The organism is Neoaquamicrobium sediminum, assembly GCF_040970315.1.
GTDB lineage: Bacteria > Pseudomonadota > Alphaproteobacteria > Rhizobiales > Rhizobiaceae > Aerobium > Aerobium sediminum.
On sequence record NZ_JAZHFV010000002.1, the window covers coordinates 304884 to 320718 of the forward strand.

Annotated in this window: 18 protein-coding genes and 1 tRNA gene; 17 read left to right on the plus strand and 2 right to left on the minus strand. The window is 62.3% G+C overall.

The features are described 5' to 3' along the window. Positions 1-2: 2 nt before the first annotated feature. From V1479_RS06810 to V1479_RS06835, 6 genes are all read left to right on the plus strand, one after another. Positions 3-485, plus strand: a complete 483-nt coding sequence (locus V1479_RS06810) for a UPF0262 family protein (RefSeq protein ID WP_368802246.1) — start codon at positions 3-5, stop codon at positions 483-485. Beyond that, a complete protein-coding gene (locus V1479_RS06815; RefSeq protein ID WP_376769146.1) occupies positions 482-937 on the plus strand; it encodes an arsenate-mycothiol transferase ArsC in 456 nt (151 codons plus the stop codon). Before V1479_RS06810 ends, V1479_RS06815 begins: the two co-directional genes overlap by 4 nt. A 102-nt stretch (positions 938-1039) precedes the next feature. Beyond that, positions 1040-1258, plus strand: coding sequence for a translation initiation factor IF-1 (gene infA / locus V1479_RS06820; RefSeq protein WP_006200926.1), 219 nt, complete (start codon positions 1040-1042; stop codon positions 1256-1258). Between the two features lie 37 nt (positions 1259-1295). Next, positions 1296-1922, plus strand: a complete 627-nt coding sequence (locus V1479_RS06825) for a Maf-like protein (protein WP_368802247.1) — start codon at positions 1296-1298, stop codon at positions 1920-1922. A 3-nt stretch (positions 1923-1925) separates the two neighbouring features. Beyond that, a complete protein-coding gene (gene yacG / locus V1479_RS06830) occupies positions 1926-2126 on the plus strand; it encodes a DNA gyrase inhibitor YacG (protein WP_173187026.1) in 201 nt (66 codons plus the stop codon). Between the two features lie 170 nt (positions 2127-2296). Next, positions 2297-2372, plus strand: a tRNA-Phe gene (locus V1479_RS06835). Positions 2373-2407: 35 nt separating this feature from the next. On the opposite strand, the gene V1479_RS06840 is transcribed toward V1479_RS06835, so the two are convergent. Beyond that, positions 2408-3217: a shikimate dehydrogenase family protein gene (locus V1479_RS06840; RefSeq protein WP_173187024.1), complete on the minus strand. Its 810-nt coding sequence runs from the start codon at positions 3215-3217 to the stop codon at positions 2408-2410. An 86-nt stretch (positions 3218-3303) separates the two neighbouring features. On the opposite strand from V1479_RS06840, the gene V1479_RS06845 reads away from it, so the two are divergent. Genes V1479_RS06845 through V1479_RS06865 form a run of 5 tightly spaced genes read left to right on the plus strand, consistent with a single transcriptional unit; the run spans position 3304 to position 7987 of the window. Next, positions 3304-3963: a GntR family transcriptional regulator gene (locus V1479_RS06845; protein WP_368802248.1), complete on the plus strand. Its 660-nt coding sequence runs from the start codon at positions 3304-3306 to the stop codon at positions 3961-3963. Between the two features lie 57 nt (positions 3964-4020). Then, on the plus strand, positions 4021-5034 hold the full coding sequence (locus V1479_RS06850; RefSeq protein WP_368802249.1) for an ABC transporter substrate-binding protein: 1014 nt from the start codon (positions 4021-4023) through the stop codon (positions 5032-5034). A 59-nt stretch (positions 5035-5093) separates the two neighbouring features. Then, positions 5094-5864 carry an ABC transporter ATP-binding protein gene (locus tag V1479_RS06855; protein ID WP_368802250.1) on the plus strand — a complete coding sequence of 257 codons (771 nt, stop codon included), beginning with the start codon at positions 5094-5096 and terminating at the stop codon, positions 5862-5864. Then, positions 5854-6705: an ABC transporter permease gene (locus tag V1479_RS06860; RefSeq protein WP_368802251.1), complete on the plus strand. Its 852-nt coding sequence runs from the start codon at positions 5854-5856 to the stop codon at positions 6703-6705. Before V1479_RS06855 ends, V1479_RS06860 begins: the two co-directional genes overlap by 11 nt. Before the next feature lie 10 nt (positions 6706-6715). After that, the gene (locus V1479_RS06865; RefSeq protein WP_368802252.1) at positions 6716-7987 is read left to right on the plus strand and encodes an FAD-dependent oxidoreductase; all 1272 of its coding nucleotides are present in this window, start codon (positions 6716-6718) and stop codon (positions 7985-7987) included. Between the two features lie 77 nt (positions 7988-8064). On the opposite strand, the gene V1479_RS06870 is transcribed toward V1479_RS06865, so the two are convergent. Then, the gene (locus tag V1479_RS06870) at positions 8065-8835 is read right to left on the minus strand and encodes an IclR family transcriptional regulator (protein ID WP_173187016.1); all 771 of its coding nucleotides are present in this window, start codon (positions 8833-8835) and stop codon (positions 8065-8067) included. A gap of 175 nt (positions 8836-9010) precedes the next feature. On the opposite strand from V1479_RS06870, the gene V1479_RS06875 reads away from it, so the two are divergent. From V1479_RS06875 to V1479_RS06900, 6 genes are all read left to right on the plus strand, one after another. Continuing rightward, positions 9011-9982, plus strand: coding sequence for an ABC transporter substrate-binding protein (locus V1479_RS06875; RefSeq protein ID WP_368802253.1), 972 nt, complete (start codon positions 9011-9013; stop codon positions 9980-9982). Between the two features lie 68 nt (positions 9983-10050). Continuing rightward, positions 10051-11091 (plus strand): CobW family GTP-binding protein, encoded by a 1041-nt coding sequence (locus V1479_RS06880; protein WP_368802254.1) that lies wholly within the window; start codon positions 10051-10053, stop codon positions 11089-11091. Positions 11092-11122: 31 nt separating this feature from the next. After that, positions 11123-12520, plus strand: coding sequence for a dihydroorotase (locus V1479_RS06885; RefSeq protein WP_368802255.1), 1398 nt, complete (start codon positions 11123-11125; stop codon positions 12518-12520). Positions 12521-12558: 38 nt separating this feature from the next. After that, positions 12559-13938 (plus strand): MmgE/PrpD family protein, encoded by a 1380-nt coding sequence (locus V1479_RS06890; protein WP_368802256.1) that lies wholly within the window; start codon positions 12559-12561, stop codon positions 13936-13938. Then, positions 13935-15044 carry an NAD/NADP octopine/nopaline dehydrogenase family protein gene (locus V1479_RS06895; protein ID WP_368802257.1) on the plus strand — a complete coding sequence of 370 codons (1110 nt, stop codon included), beginning with the start codon at positions 13935-13937 and terminating at the stop codon, positions 15042-15044. Before V1479_RS06890 ends, V1479_RS06895 begins: the two co-directional genes overlap by 4 nt. After that, positions 15041-15835, plus strand: coding sequence for an ABC transporter permease (locus tag V1479_RS06900; RefSeq protein ID WP_368802258.1), 795 nt, complete (start codon positions 15041-15043; stop codon positions 15833-15835). Before V1479_RS06895 ends, V1479_RS06900 begins: the two co-directional genes overlap by 4 nt.

Below are 15835 nucleotides of genomic sequence, written 5' to 3' on the forward strand. Positions count from 1 at the left end.
TCATGAGCGAGCGCGATCGAAACGCCCGGCTGATCGATGTCGAACTCGACGAATCGATCGGGCGCTCGACACCGGACGTCGAGCACGAACGCGCAGTCGCGATTTTCGACCTCATCGAGGATAACTCGTTTCGGCCTGCCGGCGATGACAAGGGCGGTCCCTACAAGCTGAGGCTATCGGTTGTCGATTCGAAGCTGGTCTTCGCGATTTCACGCGAGGATGGCGAGGCCGTCGTCACCCACATCCTGTCACTGACGCCGTTCCGGCGCGTGGTGAAGGATTATTTCCTGATCTGCGAGAGCTATTACGAAGCGATCCGCACCTCGACTCCGTCGCAGATCGAGGCGATCGACATGGGTCGCCGCGGTCTTCACAACGAAGGGTCGCAAACCTTGATGGATCGCCTCTCCGGCAAGATCGATGTCGATTTCGATACTGCGCGCCGGATATTCACCCTGGTCTGCGTGCTGCACTGGCGGGGCTGACGATGCCGGCGACGGGCGCGGCCCCGCTTCCCCGTTCGATCCTGTTCCTGTGCGGCATGAACGCGATACGCTCGCCGATGGCGGAAGTGCTGGCCAGGAAGGTCTTGCCTCAGGCGACTTTTGTTGCCTCGGCCGGCGTACGAGCTGGCGCGCGCGACCCCTTTGTCGATGCCGTTCTTGCCGAAAAGGGGCTAACGCTGGGCAATCGCCAGCCGCAACGGCTCGATGAGATGGAAGACGCCTATTTCGACCTGATCGTTACACTCGCGCCCGAGGCGCATCACGCCGCACTGGAACTGACCCGCTCGATGGCTGTCGATGTCGAATACTGGCCGACGGCGGATCCATCCGGCGCGGCTGGAACGCGCGATCGCATACTCGACGCCTACCGCGATGTGCGCGACAGGATCGAGCAACGAATAGCCGCCCGCTTCGCTGCCGGAGGACCGTGAACATTCCAAGAATAAGCATGTTCACAAATCCGGAGTAATCATATAGGTTCCGCCGGAATTTCCGGCCGGGGCCGGCGATATCCAACAAGCCATAGGAATCGGATGCCGAAGGAAGAAGTACTGGAGTTTCCGGGCGTCGTCACTGAACTGCTGCCGAATGCCATGTTCAGGGTCAAGCTCGAGAACGAACACGAGATCATAGCGCATACGGCCGGCCGCATGCGCAAGAACCGGATTCGCGTTCTGACCGGCGACAAGGTCCTTGTCGAAATGACGCCCTACGACCTGACCAAGGGTCGTATCACCTACCGCTTCAAGTAGCGGTCGACGTTCTCTCCCGCATGCCGACGGGTCTTCGATGAGTGTTTTCCAGAAGCTTGTGCTTGCCTCGGGCTCGCCGAGACGGATCGAGCTTCTGCAGCAGGCGGGCATAGAGCCCGACCGCCTCTTTCCTGCCGACCTGGACGAGACGCCGCTGCGCGCGGAGCATCCGCGCTCGCTGGCCAAGCGCCTTTCGCGCGCGAAAGCCGAGAAGGCGCAGGAAGGGCTTGCCAGGGACGGCGAGGGCGATGCGTTCATCCTCGCCGCCGACACGGTGGTTGCCGTCGGCCGGCGCATCCTGCCCAAGGCGGAGCTGGTCGACGAAGCCTCGAACTGCCTGCGGCTGCTTTCGGGGCGCACGCATAGGGTCTACACCGGCGTCTGCCTCATCACGCCGTCCGGCAAGCTGCGCCAGCGGCTGGTGGAGACGCGCGTGCGCTTCAAGCGCCTGTCACGGGAGGAACTCGAAAGCTACCTCGCCTCGGGCGAATGGCGCGGCAAGGCGGGCGGCTACGGCATACAGGGCCTGGCCGGCACCTTCGTGGTCAAGATGGTCGGTTCCTACACCAACGTGGTGGGTCTGCCGCTCTACGAGACGGTGGGACTATTGACGGCTGACGGCTACAAGGTTCATTTCAACTGGCTGGCGGGCACGAGGGCCTGAACCGTGAGTGGTCAGGAAACCGGCAAGGTGACGCCGCTTCGCCCCCGCCGCCCATGCCCGGAATGCGGCAAGCCGTCCACCCGCGCGGACTATCCGTTCTGTTCGCCGCGCTGCAAGGATGTGGACCTCAATCGCTGGCTCTCCGGCTCCTATGCAATTCCCGTCACCGAGGCCGAAGAGAACCTCGACGACAACGAGCATTGACCGCTCGGACGTGAGGGCTAGCGGGTCCAGCGAAGCCCACTGAATTTAGTCGCGAAATCGCGCCGCTTCGCGCTGGACAGGCGCAAAACTCGTGCTATAACCCACGCGCTTTCGGGCGGAACACCAACGCCGCTCGTTGCAAGGAACGCCTTCAGGCGACCTTGCCGGATGCCCAGATAGCTCAGTTGGTAGAGCAGCGGATTGAAAATCCGCGTGTCGGTGGTTCGAATCCGCCTCTGGGCACCACTATTGTTTGCCGGTACTCTCACGGACAATCCATTTCAAACACCAAGAAACTCGCGCAGCCGTTCGAACTGGCCGAACGTCATCGCGCGGCCATTCACGGTCTGGAGGCCGATGGCCGCTGCGTCACGCAGAAATTGTGTCTCGACGGGTTCGGTGATGGCATCTGCTGCGAAGCTTCCTCTCCGCATCGTTGCCAGGAGCTCACGCGGGAAGACACTGCCCGGTGCGTAAGCCATTCCGACGGGCGTGGCATTGATCGCCATCGAAAATCCGTCCAGCGACAGGGGAATACCCGGCTCCACAGCCAAGCCTTTGCCTGCCAGCACGGCTATGAGCGCTTCAATTTCCCGATGTTCGCGCGACCAGACGGCGAGCCTGCGGCCGCCGCGCTCCGCAAACTCGTGGGCAATCGCGATGCCGGCAGCGCCAGCACCTGCAAGGACGACGCTGCTGCCTCGAACCTCGAAGCCGGCGCGACTGACGCCATTCCAGAAGCCGGCGCCGTCGGCCATGTCGCCCGACAGCCTGCCATCGGCGCCACGTTTCACCACATTGACGCTTGCAAGTGCCTTTGCGGTCGGAGAGGCGTCATCGACCAGATCGAGCAGACTTCCCTTGTTCGGAATTGTCGAAACGAAACCGTCGCAATTCGAAGCCTCCCGGATCATCTCCACAAAACCTGGAAGCGCGCGCGCGCCCACATCGACTGGAACCATGATCCGGTCCGCCCCATGGTCGGCAAAATACGTATTGAAAAGATAGGGCGATCTTGCCTGTGTGATCGGACTTCCGATCATGAAGATCACCCGGGTCTGCCCGGTGACCAGCCGTTCTCCTGCAGCCAAAATTCCCTCCCTTGGGTTGACTTGCTCCTGATCGTTCAATAGCAGGCGAAATGTTGAAGATTTTCTGGCACGTTGGAGGAGATAGCGTGTTCGGGAGGAAAACCCAGGATTCCGACACGGTCGTTCGGCTGATCGCCTCGCAATTGCGCCGCGACATATCCGTCGGCGTGCTCGCCCCGGATACCAAGCTCAAGATCGATGAACTGCGCCAGCGCTATGGGGGCTCGGCGCATTCGTTCCGGGAGGCCCTGACGCTTCTTGCCAGCGAGGGCATCGTCGAGGCCAGCGCCCAGCGCGGCTTCCGCGTGGCCTCGGCGACCCAGTCCGATCTCGAAGACATCTCTCGCCTGCGCGCCGAAATCGAAAGCCTGGGCCTTGGCTGGTCGATCAAGCACGGGGACCTGCGCTGGGAAGGCGAGGTACTCGCCGCCTTCCACACCTATTCGAAGCTCTGCATGCAGACGGATGCCGATCGCCAGGCCTTCGCCATCGAATGGGACGAGGCAGGTCGCCACTTCCACACGACGCTGGTGGCCGCCTGCCGCTCGCCGCGGCTGATCGGGTTCCAGGACAGGCTGTTCACACAGAGCCGGCGCTTTCGCTATGCCGCGCTCGTCGAGGGCAGCATCGACCTCGCCGCGGAGACCCGCGGCTTGGGGGAAGTCGTTGAGGCGACGCTCTCGCGCGATGCGGACCGTGCGTGTGAACTGCTTTCGAACCAGATTCTCGGCGCCTTGACGCGTTGAGATACGGCATCCGCCGGAACCATCACCAAAAGCGTATCGATTACAGGGAGGAATGACATGCTTAAGATTACCCGCAGAGCCTTCGCAGTGCTTGCCGCCGCGACCGTGTTGGCCGGCACCGGTGCGGCCAGTGCAGAGCCGATCAAGGTCGGCATTCTGTCGTTGGTGTCGCACTCGCCGAGCATCATCGCAGAAGGCAAGGGCTACTTCGCCGAACAGGGCCTCGAAGTCGAGTTTGTGCCATTCCAGGCAGCCCAGCCCATGGCTGTGGCGATTGCCTCCGGCGATGTCGATTTCGGCATGACGGCGATGACAGCCGGCCTGATCAGCCTCGCCGAGAAGGGCGCGGTCAAGATCATCGGCGGCGCGCTGCAGGAAACGCCGGAGATCGACGGCCAGAAAATCCTTGTCTCCAAAGCGGCCCATGAAGCAGGCGTGAAGACGCCTGGCGATCTCGCCGGCAAGCGCTACGGCATCACCACCGCAGGCTCTTCCTTCCACTACATGGCGCACAAGATCGCCGACAAGGAAGGCTTCGAGCGCTCGGCGCTAGAGTTGGTTCCGCTCAATGCCGTGCCAGCAGTCATCGCTTCGCTGAAGTCGGGCCAGATCGATGCCTGGTCGATCGTGCCGAACATTGCCGCGGGCCTGACCAAGAGCGGGGAGGTCTTTGAGATTGGCAAGGTCTCGGACTACATCGACGGCTACCAGGTGACGACCGTCTTCACCTCGGCAGACAATGTCGCCAACAATCGCGAACTCGTCGAGAAATACCTCGCCGCGCTCTCGAAGGGTGTTGCCGATTACAACGCCGCCTTTGTCGACAAGACCATGTCGGATGAAGACAGCACCGAGGTCGTCGGGATGATCCACGAATATGTCTATTCCGACCGCCCGCTCGACGCTGCGGACCCGGCAATCCGCGCTGGGGCAATGCGCATCAACGAAGACGCCAAGCTGAACGTGTCCAGTATCGAAGACCAGCTCGAATGGTTCAAGTCGGAGAACCTGGTTCCGGCGGAGGCTTCGATGGACAAGCTTGTGGACACGAGCTTCGTCGAAACCTTCTGAAATCGAGGCGCCGGCCCCTACACCCGTGGGGCCGGCTCCTCCCCAACAAGGCGATGATCATGGACATTGTGGTCGACAACCTCTCGCACCGGTACGGGCAGACCGATGTGCTCGACGGCATCACCTTCGAGCTGAAGGGCGGCGAGATCGTCTGTATCATCGGGCCGTCGGGCTGCGGCAAGTCGACCCTGCTGCGCTTTATTGGCGGTCTTGAGCAGCCGACGTCGGGCCGTATCCTGATCGCCGGTTCGCCGCCGGCGGGGTCTCTCAATCCGCTCACCTACATATTCCAGGACTTCGCGCTGCTGCCGTGGCGTACGGTCGAAGGCAATGTCAGCCTGGTTCTCGAGGACCACGGCATCAAGGGAGGCAAGGCAGACGCGATCATCGACGATGTTCTGCGCCGCACCAAGCTTTCTGATTTTCGCAAGGCGCTGCCGCGTCAGCTTTCCGGCGGCATGAAGCAGCGCGTCGCAATCGCGCGCGCGCTTTCAGTCAATCCCGCCGTCATGCTGATGGATGAACCGCTTTCGGCGCTCGACAGCCAGACCCGCGAGCTGCTGCTCGACGATCTGATCGAACTGTGGACCCGCGAACGCTTTTCCGCCTGCTACGTCACGCACAATCTCGCCGAAGCGGTGCGGTTGGGCCACAAGATCATCGTCCTGTCGCGCCGCCCCGGCCGGATACGACAGATCGTCAGGATCGACATGCCGCTTGACGAGCGCGCCGGGCGGATCGCGGAACTGGAAACGACCCAGCGCCATCTGTGGAACCTGATGCGCGAAGAAGCGCGCGCCGCGGACATGGAGCTGTCGGATGTCGCTTGAAACCGCGAATACGTTGCACGCTACGACCACCCAGGAAACCGTTGTTGCTCCCCCGGATGCCCGGCCCGTGCCCTTCCGCGGCGGCGGCTTCAAGGTCCGGAAATACCGGCTGATCTCGCCGCTGGTCTTCGTCGTGCTGATCGGCTTGTGGGAAATCGGCTCGCGGACGGGCTTCATCAGTTCGATTGCCTTGCCCGCGCCGTCCGAGGCGTTTCGCGCCTTTCAGGATCTCGTGCGCACCGGCATGCTCTGGACGCATCTGGAAGCCAGCCTGTATCGCCTGTCGGTCGGCTGGATATTCGGCTCGGCGCTTGGCGTCGCGGTGGGCCTGACGATCGGCCTCTTCTCGCTCGCGCGCGCCGGCATGCTGCCGATCGTCTCGGCACTGTTTCCGATCCCCAAGATCGCGCTTCTGCCGCTGTTCATCGTCTGGTTCGGCATCGGTGAGGGCTCCAAGGTCGCGACGATCCTGTTCGGCACCTTCTTCCCGACCGTCATCGCGACCTATGGCGGCGTCGACAATGTCGACCGAAACCTCATCCGCATGGGTCAGTCCTTCGGGCTTTCCTGGTTTTCCATCGTGCGTAAGATCATCATTCCCGGCGCGCTGCCGGCAATCCTGTCTGGGTTCCGCATTTCGGCATCGATTGCGATCGTCCTGCTTGTGGCCGCCGAGATGATCGGAGCACAGTATGGTATCGGCGCCTATATCCTGATGGCGGGCGCGCTGTTTGCCACCGACCAGTTGATCGCCGGCGTTGCCATGCTCTCGATCCTGGGTCTTACCGTCAGCTGGCTGATCGGCAAGGCTGAGCAGTATTTCCTCAACTGGCGGACGTGAAGAGCAAGGCATGACAAAGCGTTTCGAGGCCGACTACGACGTCGCGGTCTGCGGCGGAGGCGCTGCCGGCGTGGCTGCGGCCATCGGCGCGGCCAAGGCTGGAGCAAAGGTCTGCCTGGTCGAGAAATACGGCTTCCTTGGCGGCGCGGCCACCACGTCACAGGTCTACGCCTATTGCGGCCTGTTCCAGCAAGGTGTCGAACCGAAGCGGGCGGTTGCCGGCGTGGCGGCCGAAGTCACCGACGAATTGAAGACGCACGGACTCGACGGTGAGGCCTATCGTTCGGAAACGACAGGCAACTGGATCGTGCTGCTCGATGGGGAGGTGCTGAAGTTCGCTCTCGACAACCTTGTTCGCCGGTATGGCATCGACGTAAAACTGCATACGCGCGTGGCTTCCGTCGCCCGCACCGCCGAGCGCCTTGAGGCCGTCACGCTGGCCGGGATGGGTGGGCGCACACGCGTGACTGCCGAAGCGTTCGTGGACGCCAGCGGCGACGCCAAACTGGCCATGCTGGCCGGGGTTCCGTTCCAGATTGGCGACGGCGAAGGCAAGCTGCAGGCCTTGACCATGCCGATCCGCATCGGCGGCATCGACCGCGATCTCAAGATTGACCGGGCGGCGCTTCAAGCTGCCATCGCGCGCTACAACGGGAAGGGAGCATACCCGATCCAACGCACGGACGGGGGAATCATCCTCCGGCTGCCCTTGTCGCACGACATGTGGTGGATGACCGTCGACATTCCGCTTTCGAACCTGTCCTCGGAGAGCTTCACCGCAGCCGAGATGGAAGCGCGGGCGCGTGCCAACGACTATGTCGCGATGCTCAAACGTGAGTTGCCGGGCTTCGAAGGCGCATACCTCGTCGCAACGGGTCCGCAAATCGGCGTGCGCGAGACCCGGCATCCCGCCGCGCGCTACGAAATGACCGGGGAAGACGTTGTTCTGGGGCGATGCCGCGACGACGGCATCGCGCGCGCCGCATGGCCGATCGAATTGCACGGTGAAGCCGGCAAGCCGAGCTACACTTCGATTGGCGGTGCCGGCTACTGCCACGTGCCCTACGATTCCATCCGCGCCAAGGGGCTCGACAATCTCTGGTACGGAGGTCGTGTCATCGGCGCCGACCCGCAGGCCTACGGTTCGATCCGGGTCATGGGCACCGCCTTTGCCACTGGACAGGCCGCCGGGGTCGCCGCGGCCGACCATGTCGATGCTGGCCATCTTACCGATCTCGGGCAGATCCAGTCGAAGCTGCGCGAACAGGGAGCGCTTATCTAAGAGCGAGGGAACTGGTCTGCCAGGCGGAGCCGCGGTGCACCCATCCACTGCCCTGATGGCTATGGTGAAAGTCCCAACTATGCGCGTGATATCTGCGCATCGTGCTTCTCAATCTCATCCGATATGGTCGTTGCGGTCTGCACCACACCCTCGATGAGCGACGGAAGCCTGCGTTCGAGATCTGCCTGTTTGGCGTCGGTAACCAGACTGATGCTTGCCACCACGGCCGACCCGCGCATGATCGGTGCGGCGATGCCTACGCGGCCGGAGCCGACTTCCGACGTGGTGACGGAGTAACCCTGCCTCCTGACAGCTTTTAGCGCATTGCGCATTTCAGCATAGGCGGGTGCGCCGGTGCGACGCAGTTCTTCTTCGTTGCGTAGATAGAGCGCCTTCAGGGCCCGATCGGGCAAGAAAGCCAGAATGGCCTTGGCTGGCGCACCGACGAAAAGCGACATCGCCACGCCTCTCTCGTAGCTGACGGGCAGATGCGGCGCATCGCCCTCGCGCTTGTGCACGCTCATGATCCGGTCGCGAAAACGGCGGCACATGATCACGCTGGCGGCCTGGGACGCCTTTTCGAGCAACTCGGCCATCGGCTGGTCCGCGATATGGATCAGCGGGTCGCTCTGACGGATAAGCCGGTCGAAATGGATGAAAGCAGGCCCAAGAACATAGCCCGCACCGGTAACGGGGTCGAGAAACTCTGCCTGGCTCAGCTCGCGGACGTTGCGATAGGCGGTGCGAACCGAGATGCCGAGTGCGGCCGCGATGTCTTCCACCGTGAGCACCACGCCATCGCCGTCGAAGAGCTGGAGAATGCTCAGAAGGTTGTTTTGACTGGCCATTTAACGTTCCACATCCGGCTGTCCGACCGCCACTATAATGATGGCCGAGGATTTGCAAATAGTCAAAATTGACAAAATAAGACAATTCATCTTGATTGTTGAAATGAGGCAATTATAGTCGGTTCCAGGCAAGAGCGCAGAGACGCTCGCCCCAACCGACAGATGAGGAACAGATATGAGACCTTTCAGATTGATCGCTGCATGTGTCGCTGCTGCGGCCATCGCGTTTGCCGTTCCAGTCGCGAATGCGCAGGAAAAGCACCAAGTCCGTGTCGCCATGCTCGGACCCAGCTCGCTCCTCTGGCTCCACGCCATCGCCAAGGACCAGGGCTTCTACGACGCGCACGACATCGAGGTTCAGGAACTGGTTGCATCCACCAGCCCGGCTCTTCTCCAGGCTGTTTCCAGCGGTAGCGTCGAAGCCGGCATCTCGGTGGCGGACCTCGCAATGAGGGCAATCGACCAGAATGCGCCGATCATCATTTCCGGCGCGGTGCTCGGCAAGTCGATCCTGCGTTTCGTCGGCGGAAAGGGTGTTGAAACGGCGGCAGATATAGACGGACGTCCGGTGACCGCAGGTGGCGTGCAGGGCGGAACGGCCAATCTGCTGCGTTATCTGATGAACGAGCAGGGCGTGGACGGAACGGGGGCGCAACTGGTTGCGATGGCAAATTCGCGCGACCGCATCGTGGCTCTGCAGAACGGGCAGGTGGCCGGCTCGCTTCTCATCGCACCGTTTGATTCCATGGCCCAGCGCGATGGAATGAAGGTGCTTGGAGACTACACGGAAGACTATCTGCAGACGCCGCTTATCCTGAACACCAGCTGGGCGGAAGCCAATCGCGAGGCGGCTGTGGGCATCACGCAGGCGACCCGCGACGCCGCCAACTGGATCTACGATCCTGCCAACAAGGAAAAGGCGATCGATATCCTGGCGGCCTTCACCAATGTCGATCGTGAGCTGTGCGCAGAATCCTATGCATTCATCGTCGAGGAGCAGAAGGCAATCGGCGTCGGCCTTGAAGTGACGCCGGCAAGCCTCGAAAACCTCCTGAAGATCAGTGATGCCGTTGGCGCGTCGCGCGAAAGCGATCAGACGTTCGATATCTCGCGTTATTACGACCCGAGCTACCTCGCCGGAAACTGAAGCGCTCGTGTGAAGCCGCGCATCGAACCGGATGCGCGGCAGCCGAGCCAACTCTCCAAGTGAACGACATGCCTATTCCTGTGACCCTGCTGACCGGTTTTCTGGGCAGCGGCAAGACGACGCTGCTGAATGCCTGGCTGCGTGATCCGTCGCTGTCCGATGCCGCGGTCATCGTCAATGAATTCGGCGAGATCGGCATCGACCACGCCCTGATCGCCGCCAGCAACGACAACACCATCGAACTGAGCACCGGGTGCCTTTGCTGCATGGTGTCGGGAGATCTCGTCACGACTCTCCGGGAGCTGAATGAAAAGCTCGCTCGCGGCGATGTGCGTCCGTTCAGCCGCGTCTTCATCGAGACGACTGGCGTTGCCGACCCGATCCCGGTGATCCAGTCGCTGATGACGTTCCCCGTCGCGGGGCGCTACGTGCTCAACCGCGTGGTGACGGTGGTCGACGCGGTACAGGGCGAACGTACCCTGCGCGACTTCCAGGAAGCGTCGCGACAGGTCGCGGTCGCCGACGATGTGATCCTGTCGAAGACCGATCTTGCAAGCGCCCGGGACGGTGTGTTGGCACAGATCAACGCGCTCAATTCATCCGCGCGGGTTCTTGAATCCGGCGCAGCGGACCCCGTGCTGCCCTCTGACCTGCTGGCTCCCGGGGCTTTCAATCCGGCGGGCAGCGTCGTCGACGTCGAAAAGTGGATCGCCGATGCCGGTTTTGCGGCCGAGACCCCGCACCACGATCATCACCACGCCCATGATCACAAACACCACCATCACGAGAGCGGCTTCACCACCTTCACGCTGGAGTTCGACGAGCCGCTGGCATGGTCGCATGTTGCCCATTGGCTTGATGCGCTTGTGATCGCGCACGGCAGCGACTTGCTGCGCGTGAAGGGCATATTCGACATTGCTGGACAGCCCAGGCCGATCGTCGTCCAGGCGGTGCAGACGCTGTTTCATCCGCCCTTCGAGCTGCCGCGCTGGCCGCTGGGCGAAGCGCGTTCACGCGTGGTCTTCATAACGCGCAACCTCTCCAGGGATTTCGTCGTCGAGGTGCTCGACACGATCCGTGGCCGTGCGCCGGTGGCCGCGCAGGCCTGATCCCTTTCCATTCGAACATAAGGACTTGCAGATGGACACGCTGATCAAGAACGGAACTATTGTCGTGCCGGAAGGCCGGTACCAGGGCGACATCGCCATCAGCGGCGGCAAGATCGCAGCCATCTACGAGCCAGGCAAGGCGCCGGCATCCGGCGATGCCGAGATCATAGACGCCAACGGGCTGGCGGTGTTTCCCGGCGTCATCGACATGCATTCGCATCACCGGCAGGGCTCCAAGCCGGGCTTCGAGTACAAGGACACGATCTACACCTCGACGCAGCAGTGCGCGGCCGGCGGCGTGACGACTTCGGTTGCCATGCCCAATGTGACCCCGCCGCCGAATACGATGCAGCTGCTGCAGGATCAGTTCGCCATCTACGAGACCGATGCGATCGTCGACTGGAATTTCAATCCTGCACCGACCATCATCGAGGAGGTGCCGGCAATGGCGAAAGCCGATATCGCGGCCTTCAAGTTCTTCATGGTCGTCGATACCGGTCGCGACTATCCGCACATGCCGGGCATCGGCGTGCACGATCATGGCAAGATCCTTGAAATCATGATGGCCTGCGCCAAGGAAGGCGTGCCGCTGATGGTGCATCCGCACGATCAGGCGCTTATGGACATCATCGAGCAGGAATACTGGGCACGCGGCGAGCGCGACGCTCTCGCCTACGCCAAGGCCTATGCCGCTTATGACGGGGTGATCTGGGAAACGGCGATCGCTACGCTGCTGCGCCTGCAGAAGGCTGCGGGATGCCATCTGCATATTCTCCATACACAGACCGCGGGCAGCGTCGAACTGATCAGGCAGGCAAAGGCGAACGGCCAGAAGGTTACCTGCGAGATCAACCCGTGGGCGCTGTTCCTCGGTTGCGACTGGTCGTCAATCCAGCGGTTGGGATCGTATGCTTTGTCATACTGGGTGCCCGAAAAGAACGTGCCGGGACTCTGGGAGGGTCTCAATGACGGCACGATCGATATCGTGGCGACGGACCATGCTCCGCACATGCGCGAGGAAAAGGAGATCGGTTGGACCGACGGTTGGAAGGCCCATACCGGCACGCCGTCCGCGCAGTTCTACCTGAGCATGTTCGTGACTGCCGCGCTTGAAGGCAAGATTCCCCTCGAGCGCGTCTCGGAGGCAACGTCGGCTGCACCCGCTCGCCTGTTCGGTCTCAAGACCAAGGGCCGGATCGCGGAAGGGTACGATGCCGATCTGGTGCTGGTCGATCTCGAGAACGAATACGAGATCCGCGACGAGGACGTGCTCAGTCTGTCCGGCTGGAGCCCCTATGCGGGTCGCAAGCTCAAGGGCAAACCTGTCCGCACCGTGCTGCGCGGCCGCACCGTCTATCTCGATGGCAAGGTGGTTGGCGAGAAGGGATACGGACGTCAGGCCAAGGCGGTGCATGGGGCCCGGGCCTGATGAACGTTCCGCATCGCCCCGGCACGAACGATAGGACGGTGGCAGCGACGCTGGCTGAATGGCTGGTGGAGCTGCACGCCTCCGCAATTCCCGCAGGGGCGCTGACCGCAGCCCGGCGGTCGTTGATCGACGTTGCCGGGGTGATGCATGCAGGCATGGAGATGCCCATTGTTCGCCTCATCACCGATGAGGTGGTACAGGAGAGCGCCGCAGGGCCAGCGAGCGTTCCCGGCACCGGGTTGCGGCTCCCTGCGGTTGCCGCAACCCGTGTCAATTCCACGGCTGCGCACGCGCTTGACTTCGATGCAAACTTCAATCGCGGCATGGTCTTCGGGCCGGCCATTCTTTTCCCGGCGCTGCTTGCGCTCGGCGAAGCTGAAAAGTCCGATGGTCGTGCGCTTCTGAGCGCGTTCGCGATCGGCACGGAGGTTTGCCGGGTGCTCGCCGAGAGCCTTTCGCCGCGGCCGTATACGAAGTCGCGGGACAGCCTGTTCTATCTTGGCTGGTTCAACACGGGCGTGCTTGGCCCGATCGGCGTGGCGGCTGCCTGCGCGTGGATGTTGAAGCTTTCAGCGGAGCAGGCGCGCAACGCCGTCGCCATCGCCGCCGTGCAGGCGTGCGGTCTCAGGATCGGCGTAGGCTCTGACATGAAGCCGTTGCTGGCGGCGCGCGCCGCCGAAACCGGTCTGCGCGCAGCGTTGCTGGCGCGCAAGGGTGCTCTGGCGCCTGGCGATGCGATAGAGGGATATCGGGGCCTGGTGCAGGTGGTGAACCGGGGTCAATGGACCTCGGAGGCTTTCGCGTCGCTCGGATCGTTCGAAGACGCCGGCCCGTCACTGAAGCTCTATCCGGCCTGCTCCTCTGTTCAGGCCGCAGCCGAGGCGCTGGAAACAATGCTCGTTCGGGATAGCGTTTCGGGCGATCGTGTGGAGAGCGTCACCTGCGAAGTGACGCCCCATATCGCCAGCAACCTCACCTTCGACGATCCGCAGAACGTGACGCAGGCCCAGTTCTCAATCTCCTACGCGCTCGGATGCATCTTGGCCGACGGGGATTTCTCCTGGCGGCACCTCACCGCCGAAAAGATCGGCTCTGCCGAGATACGGCGCCAGATGGAAAAGGTGAGGATGGAAGCATCGCTTCGTTTCGACAACGACGCACTGGAACGGGAATCCCCCGAAGCCACGCGCGTCATCGTTCGTCTCTCCGATGGCAGCACCCGCGAAATGCGCCTGAACGCATCGACGGGAAAGCCGGTGAGCCCGATGAGCGACGCGCTGCTGGAGCGCAAGTTCCTGGCGAATACGGTTCCCGGGCTGGGCCGGACACAAGCGACTGCGTTGCTTGAGGCGCTGAGGAACATCGAAGATATGCCCGACGTGACCCTCCTTTTCGCCGATGCGGAAGGTCAGTCATGAGACTGGCGATCCTGGGCGCTGGTGCGATGGGATTGACTACGTCCGCTCTCGCGGTTTCGCGCGGCCACGATGTCGTCTTGTGGTCGCCATCGGGAGCATCGACCAATGGTCTCGGCAGCAAGACCCGGATCGAATCCACCGGTGCGCTTTCGGGCAACTGGTCCGTTTCCATCGCCCAAACGGCCAAGGAAGCCGTCGCGGACGCCAAGGCGGTGCTGCTTGCGGTTGACGCAAACGGTCATCGCACCGTCATGGAGGCAGTTGCGCCTCATATGCAGGCGGGCGTTCCTTTCATAGTCAGCGCCGCCCATTCGCTGAGCGGCCTCTATATGGCGCAGCTTCTACAGACGCGCGGCATCGATGCCGCGGTGGTTTCGCTCAACACCAGCCCGGGAACCGCGCACCGCACTGAAAACGGCAAGGTCGACATCCGCGTCGTGCGTGCGCATATCGAAGCATCCGTCACGCCGAACGGTTCACAGACGGATGCCTTGAATATATGCGCGGAGCTTCTGCCGGCGCAGTTTGCGCGGCGCGAGAGCGCCTTGGCGATCGGCCTTCTGGCCAACTGCAACCCTGTCTTTCACGTGCCGGTGTGCCTGCTGAATATCACGCGTATCGAACGCCCGGAAAACTGGGCACCTTATGGGCAGACGACGCCCGCCGTTGGCCGCATGATGGAAGCGCTGGACCGTGAACGTCTGGCCATCGCGGCGGCGTTTGGTTTCGACATTCACTCCGTCAATGAGCATTTTCACCGTTCCTTCAAGATCCCGCTGGCCCGCATGGACGTGATGAACGCTACGCTTCATGCCTCGGGCAGGGGACCCAAAGGTCCGAAAACGGCAATGCACCGCTATCTGATGCAGGACATCCCCTACGGGCTGGCATTCGCGTCCAGGGTCGCGCGCGTTGCGGGCGTGCCAGCGCCGGTCCACGATGCAACGGTCCTCCTTGCGGGCTCGATCCTCGACGTCGACTTTGCGCAAACAAACACGATTCTCGATGTGCTGGGCCTTGATGCCATGTCGCATGACCAGCTTATCGCATTCGCCACAACAGGGCTTCGGCCCGTCACGCCTTTCCACGAGGGAACAAGCCAATGACATTCTGGGCGCGCACCTACGACTTCCTCCAAGGAGACAGCCGGACGAGTTCCCTGGTTCGGGTCGCGTTCTCGGTGGCAGTCGTGCTGCTGATCTGGGAGATACTGACGGCGACGGTCGTGACCAACCGGCTCCTGCTGGTGCCGCCGCTGGAAGTTTTAGCCGCGCTCGGTCGCGAACTGGCTAATGGCAATGTCTGGACAAACGGCGTGGCAACCGGGGTCGCGCTGCTTGTCTCGTTTCCTGTTGCCGTCTTCATCGGTGTCGCGGGCGGACTGATCCTCGCGTCGAACCGGCTCTTTTCACTGACGGCAGGGCCGATGCTGATGGCCTTGTATTCCGTTCCAGTCGTCGCGCTGGCGCCCCTCTTCATCGCATGGCTTGGACTGGGGTTTGCCTCCAAGTTCGTGATCGTATCGCTAGTGGCGGTTTTCCCGGTACTGGTGACAACCGAAGTCGGGCTGCGCGCGACCGATAAAGCACTTGTCGACGCTGCCCGCTCGTTCAATGCCAATGGCTGGCAGATATTCACGACGGTGACTTTGCCCTACGCGCTTCCTTATGTGGTCAGCGGTATTCGTGTTGCCTGGGCGCGTGCGCTGGTAGGCATCGTCGTCGCAGAGTTCTTCGGATCGTTCGCCGGATTCGGTTTCGCCATCCTGGCAGCCGGCCAAACCTTCGACACGGCAACCTTGCTCGCCTACGTCATTCTGCTGGGCGCGATGGGCGTTGTCGGCAGCCTGGTTTTCGAAAGTGCAGAGCGTCGTCTGGCGCCCTGGCGGCACGAATAG

What these genes read in the sequence shown, in the direction of transcription:
- V1479_RS06810 (WP_368802246.1), top strand. Translation starts at nt 3, where the DNA reads ATGAGCGAGCGCGATCGAAACGCCCGGCTGATCGATGTCGAACTCGAC.
- infA (WP_006200926.1), top strand. Translation starts at nt 1,040, where the DNA reads ATGCCGAAGGAAGAAGTACTGGAGTTTCCGGGCGTCGTCACTGAACTG.
- V1479_RS06825 (WP_368802247.1), top strand. Translation starts at nt 1,296, where the DNA reads ATGAGTGTTTTCCAGAAGCTTGTGCTTGCCTCGGGCTCGCCGAGACGG.
- V1479_RS06850 (WP_368802249.1), top strand. Translation starts at nt 4,021, where the DNA reads ATGCTTAAGATTACCCGCAGAGCCTTCGCAGTGCTTGCCGCCGCGACC.
- V1479_RS06855 (WP_368802250.1), top strand. Translation starts at nt 5,094, where the DNA reads ATGGACATTGTGGTCGACAACCTCTCGCACCGGTACGGGCAGACCGAT.
- V1479_RS06860 (WP_368802251.1), top strand. Translation starts at nt 5,854, where the DNA reads ATGTCGCTTGAAACCGCGAATACGTTGCACGCTACGACCACCCAGGAA.
- V1479_RS06865 (WP_368802252.1), top strand. Translation starts at nt 6,716, where the DNA reads ATGACAAAGCGTTTCGAGGCCGACTACGACGTCGCGGTCTGCGGCGGA.
- V1479_RS06870 (WP_173187016.1), bottom strand. Translation starts at nt 8,835, where the DNA reads ATGGCCAGTCAAAACAACCTTCTGAGCATTCTCCAGCTCTTCGACGGC.
- V1479_RS06875 (WP_368802253.1), top strand. Translation starts at nt 9,011, where the DNA reads ATGAGACCTTTCAGATTGATCGCTGCATGTGTCGCTGCTGCGGCCATC.
- V1479_RS06880 (WP_368802254.1), top strand. Translation starts at nt 10,051, where the DNA reads ATGCCTATTCCTGTGACCCTGCTGACCGGTTTTCTGGGCAGCGGCAAG.
- V1479_RS06885 (WP_368802255.1), top strand. Translation starts at nt 11,123, where the DNA reads ATGGACACGCTGATCAAGAACGGAACTATTGTCGTGCCGGAAGGCCGG.
- V1479_RS06895 (WP_368802257.1), top strand. Translation starts at nt 13,935, where the DNA reads ATGAGACTGGCGATCCTGGGCGCTGGTGCGATGGGATTGACTACGTCC.
- V1479_RS06900 (WP_368802258.1), top strand. Translation starts at nt 15,041, where the DNA reads ATGACATTCTGGGCGCGCACCTACGACTTCCTCCAAGGAGACAGCCGG.